At 65.0% G+C, this 4,118-nt stretch carries 4 protein-coding genes and 1 pseudogene; 4 read left to right on the forward strand and 1 reads right to left on the reverse strand.

Translation table 11 applies throughout. The annotated features are described in order from the left end of the window. The 4 genes from EN994_RS20710 to EN994_RS20725 all read left to right on the forward strand — a co-directional run. Window positions 1-1,072: amidase (locus tag EN994_RS20710; RefSeq protein WP_127307773.1), on the forward strand; the 1,072-nt coding region annotated here is incomplete at its 5' end. A gap of 2 nt (window positions 1,073-1,074) precedes the next feature. Next, the gene (locus EN994_RS20715; protein WP_063168937.1) at window positions 1,075-1,974 is read left to right on the forward strand and encodes a LysR family transcriptional regulator; all 900 of its coding nucleotides are present in this window, start codon (window positions 1,075-1,077) and stop codon (window positions 1,972-1,974) included. Window positions 1,975-2,063: 89 nt separating this feature from the next. Further along, window positions 2,064-2,732 carry a DUF1007 family protein gene (locus EN994_RS20720; protein ID WP_027161413.1) on the forward strand — a complete coding sequence of 223 codons (669 nt, stop codon included), beginning with the start codon at window positions 2,064-2,066 and terminating at the stop codon, window positions 2,730-2,732. Next, entirely contained in the window at window positions 2,729-3,946 is a 1,218-nt protein-coding gene (locus EN994_RS20725) for a nickel/cobalt transporter (protein ID WP_013529750.1), read from the forward strand. Before EN994_RS20720 ends, EN994_RS20725 begins: the two co-directional genes overlap by 4 nt. A gap of 25 nt (window positions 3,947-3,971) precedes the next feature. Here the strand turns inward: EN994_RS20725 and EN994_RS36210 are convergent. Further along, a pseudogene (locus EN994_RS36210) lies at window positions 3,972-4,118 on the reverse strand (NAD-dependent epimerase); the annotation flags it as partial.

Here is a 4,118-nt window from a genome sequence, read left to right on the forward strand (position 1 = left end):
CTACCGCACCGGTTGCGGCAATTTGCAAAAATTCGCCGAAAGCCACGCAGCCTCGCGCACCGCACCCGCCGTGCAGATGATCCTCGATGCCGGCGCACGCTTCGTCGGCAAGACGCAGACCGACGAGCTCGCCTTCGCGCTGTTCGGTCAGAATGCGCATTTCTCGTTTCCGGTGAACCCGGCGGCACCCGACCGCGTCACCGGCGGCTCCTCATCGGGGTCGGCGGCGGCGGTGGCGGGCAGGCTGGCCGATATCGCCACTGGTTCCGACACCGGCGGCTCGATCCGCGCGCCGGCGAGCTTTTGCGGACTGATCGGGCTGCGCACCACGCATGGCCGCATTTCGCTCGACGGCACGATGAAGCTGGCGCCGAGCCTTGACACGTTCGGCTGGTTCGCCGACGACATCGAGACCTACGAGACCGTCGGCAAGCTGCTGCTCGGCCGCGATCCGCACCAGCACGTGTTGGACCGGCCGCTGGCGCTGGATTGGCTGGACGGGCTGGTCGCCCGCCCGGCGCTGGCCGAATATGCCGGAATGAAGGGGCTGGCGGGCGCGGTTTTCGGCGCGCCGGCGACGCCGGCAATCCGCTTCTCCTCATCTCCCGATGAACTTTACTGGTGCTTTCGCCGGCTGCAGGCCAGGGAGGCCTGGGCGGTGCATGGCGAATGGATCACCAGCGGCGAGCGCGGCCTCGGCACCGGCGTCGAGGAGCGTTTCGGCTTCGGCCGCGCCGTCGACGACAAGACGGCGCAGGCCGAGAAGGTGCGGCGTCTGACCTTTCGCGGCGAACTGAGCGCCCTGCTCGGCAAGGACGGCTTCCTTGTCCTGCCGACGGTGCCTGGTCCGGCGCCTTACGTGGACAGCACGCCGGAGCAGTTCCAGGCCTATCGCGAACGGGCGCTCCAGCTTCTGTGCCTGGCCGGCCTGTCCGGTTTTCCACAGATCACACTGCCCGTCGGCTCGGTCGCCGGCGCCCCGTTCGGCCTGTCGCTGCTTGGCCCTTCCGGCAGCGACATTGCCCTGATACGGCTCGGCCGGAAACTTCTCGACGCGGCACGAAAGGCCTGACCATGGACACACTGACGCGCATGCGCGCCTTCATCGACGTGGTCGAGGCCGAGGGCTTTTCCGCGGCGGCGCGCAAGATCGGCCGCTCCAAGGCCTTGCTGTCGAAATATGTGCGCGAGCTGGAGGACGAACTCGGCGCTTTGCTGCTCAACCGCACCACGCGCCAGTTCTCGATGACCGAGGCCGGCCACACCTATTACCGGCGCGCCTCGGAGATCGTGCGCGAGGTCGACAGCCTGGCCGACGCGGTGCGCGAATCCTCCGGCGACGTGCGCGGCCGGATCAAGCTGTCGGCGCCGCGCACCTTCGCCGACGCGCCGATCGGCCAGTCGCTGATCGACTTCGCCAAGCAGCATCCCGACATCGTGCTCGACATCCAGCTCGACGACCGCTTCGTCGATCTGGTCGAGGAAGGCTTCGACCTTGCGGTGCGTATCTCGCGGCTGGAGAACTCGTCGCTGATCGCCAGGCGTCTGGCGCCATTTTCGATAAAGCTCTGCGCCTCCCCCGAACTGATCGCCAAGCATGGCACGCCGACACGGCCGCAGGATCTCAGCCGCATGCCTTGCATCGTCGACACCAATGGCCGCGGACTGAACAACTGGCCGTTCAAGGGCGACAATGGCGATCCGGTCAGCGTTTCGGTGTCAGGTCCGATCGAGGTCAACAGCCCGATGACGGCGAGAGCCGCGGCCGTGTCCGGGCTGGGATTCACCGTCCTGCCGGATTTCATTGCCGCGCCCGATCTCGCGAGCGGCCGGCTGGTGTCGGTGATGGATGACCGTATCCTGTCGGGCGGCGGCATCTTCGCCGTCTACCCGCACCGCCGCTATCTGCCGGCCAAGGTCCGCGTTTTCGTCGACTTCCTGGTGCAGTGGTTCAGGACGCGTGAAGTTGCCTGACCCACTTCAGCCGAGCAGCGGTCCCAATTTCGCCCCCTTTCTGGTAACTCTCGGCAACTCTTCCGAGGCCTAGGGAATCGCGACCGAGAATGCACCTGAAACGGCACGCAATCATGCTGGCTTCGGCCTTGGCGGCTAGCTTTGCCGCCACTGGACCCGCTTACGTGCATCCACACGTCTTCGCCGAGGCTCGCCTCGATGTGATCCTCTCCCCCGATCACCAAAGCGTGAAGGCTCTGCGTCATCTCTGGCGCTTCGACGACCTGTTTTCCTCGACGGTGATGATGGAATTCGACAAGAACTCCGACCTGAAGCTCGACGACAAGGAGCTGAAGGAAGTCGCCGACACCGTTCATGCCTCGCTGGCGGAGTTCAACTACTTCCAGCTCGTCACCGTCGACGGCAAGGACGTGGCGATGACGCCGCCGCCGCATCTGATGGCCAATTTCGACAACGACCAGCTGATCATCCTGTTCGAGTCCGAACCGAAGGTGCCGATCAAGCTCAACGGCAAAATCGATATCGGCGTCTACGATCCGACATTCTACACGGCGATCGACTTCACCGAGGACTCCAACATCACGGTCGAAGGCCTGCCCTCGAACTGCACCAGCAAGGTGGTCCGTCCCGACCCCGACGAGGCCATCAAGGAAAACCAGAAGACCCTCACCGATGCCTTTTTCAATGACCCGACCGGCACCGATATGAGCAAGATCTTCGCCACCAAGCTCGAACTGACCTGTCAGCCAGAAGGATGAAGCCGGTGACGAAACCGTCCCTGCGTTTGGCATTCGGCCTGTTGGCCCTCACAGTCGCCATGATGCATTTCGCCGACGCGGCTCATGCCCAGAGTTCGCTCGGCATCGGCGTCAATGACGGCATGGCGCCCACCACCGGCCCGTTCGCCCATATCCTGATGTGGATCAATCTCAGGCAGCAGGAATTCTACCGCGCGCTGGCAACGGCGATGAAGGCGATGCGCCAGGACGGCAGCAAGATCTGGATACTCGTCGGCCTGTCCTTCGCCTACGGTATTTTCCATGCCGCCGGCCCCGGTCACGGCAAGGCGGTGATCTCGTCCTACATGGTGGCCAATGAAGTGGCGTTGCGGCGCGGCATCCTCTTGTCCTTCGTCTCGGCGCTGCTGCAGGGCCTGACCGCGGTCGCGGTGATGGGGGTCGCCTATTTCGTCCTGCGCGGCACCTCCGTCTCGATGACGGACGCAGCCTGGTTCATGGAGATCATGAGCTTTGTCTTCGTCACCCTGTTCGGCGCCTGGCTGCTGTGGCGCAAACTCGGCCCCGCCGTCCTGCGTCTGTTCGGCAAGGGCCCGGCCTACAGCCTGTCGGCGGCTCATGCCGGCCATTCTCACGCCGGTCATTCTCATGGGGGTCATTCTCATGGGGGTCATTCGCACGGCGCGCATTCGCATGCCGGCCATTCCCATGCAGCTCACAGCCATTCGGCGCATGCCCATTCGCACGCGCTGCACGCGCATGACCATGTGCACGGCCCTTCGCACGATCATCACGATCATCACGATCATGCCGAACACGATCATGCTCATCACGATCACGCGGCCGGCGAAGTCTGCGACACCTGCGGCCATTCGCACGCACCCGATCCGGCGCTGCTGTCAGGCGACCGCTTCGACTGGCGCACGGCCTGGACAGCGGTGGCGGCGGTCGGCATCCGCCCCTGCTCCGGCGCGCTGATCGTGCTCAGCTTCGCCCTGCTCAACGGCCTCTGGCTCGGCGGCCTGCTGTCGGTGCTGGCAATGTCGCTGGGCACCGCCATCACCGTTTCGGCACTGGCGACGCTGGCGGTGACCGCCAAGAACTGGGCGGTCTATTTCGCCGGCGACGGCCGCATGGGCAACCGCATCCACTCGATCGTCGAGATCGGCGGCGCCGCCTTCGTGTTCCTGTTCGGACTGCTGCTGCTGTCGGCAAGCCTGGCGAGCGGCGGATGATGCCCGACGCCACGAGGGTCGGAGTTTAACCCGCGATCTTGCCGCCGAGCTCATCCTCGATGTGAGCGCGGATGATCTCGTCAAAACTCTTTTCGGCGCTGAAGCCGAGCTCCCGCGACCGCTTTGCCTCGAAGCGCGTCGGCCAGCCCTTGACGATCGCCCAGATCGTGTC

The organism is Mesorhizobium sp. M7A.F.Ca.CA.002.09.1.1, assembly GCF_003998555.1.
GTDB lineage: Bacteria > Pseudomonadota > Alphaproteobacteria > Rhizobiales > Rhizobiaceae > Mesorhizobium > Mesorhizobium ciceri.

Excerpts from the sequence above, each read along its gene's own strand:
- EN994_RS20715 (WP_063168937.1), top strand. The coding sequence starts at position 1,075 with ATGGACACACTGACGCGCATGCGCGCCTTCATCGACGTGGTCGAGGCC.
- EN994_RS20720 (WP_027161413.1), top strand. The coding sequence starts at position 2,064 with ATGCACCTGAAACGGCACGCAATCATGCTGGCTTCGGCCTTGGCGGCT.
- EN994_RS20725 (WP_013529750.1), top strand. The coding sequence starts at position 2,729 with ATGAAGCCGGTGACGAAACCGTCCCTGCGTTTGGCATTCGGCCTGTTG.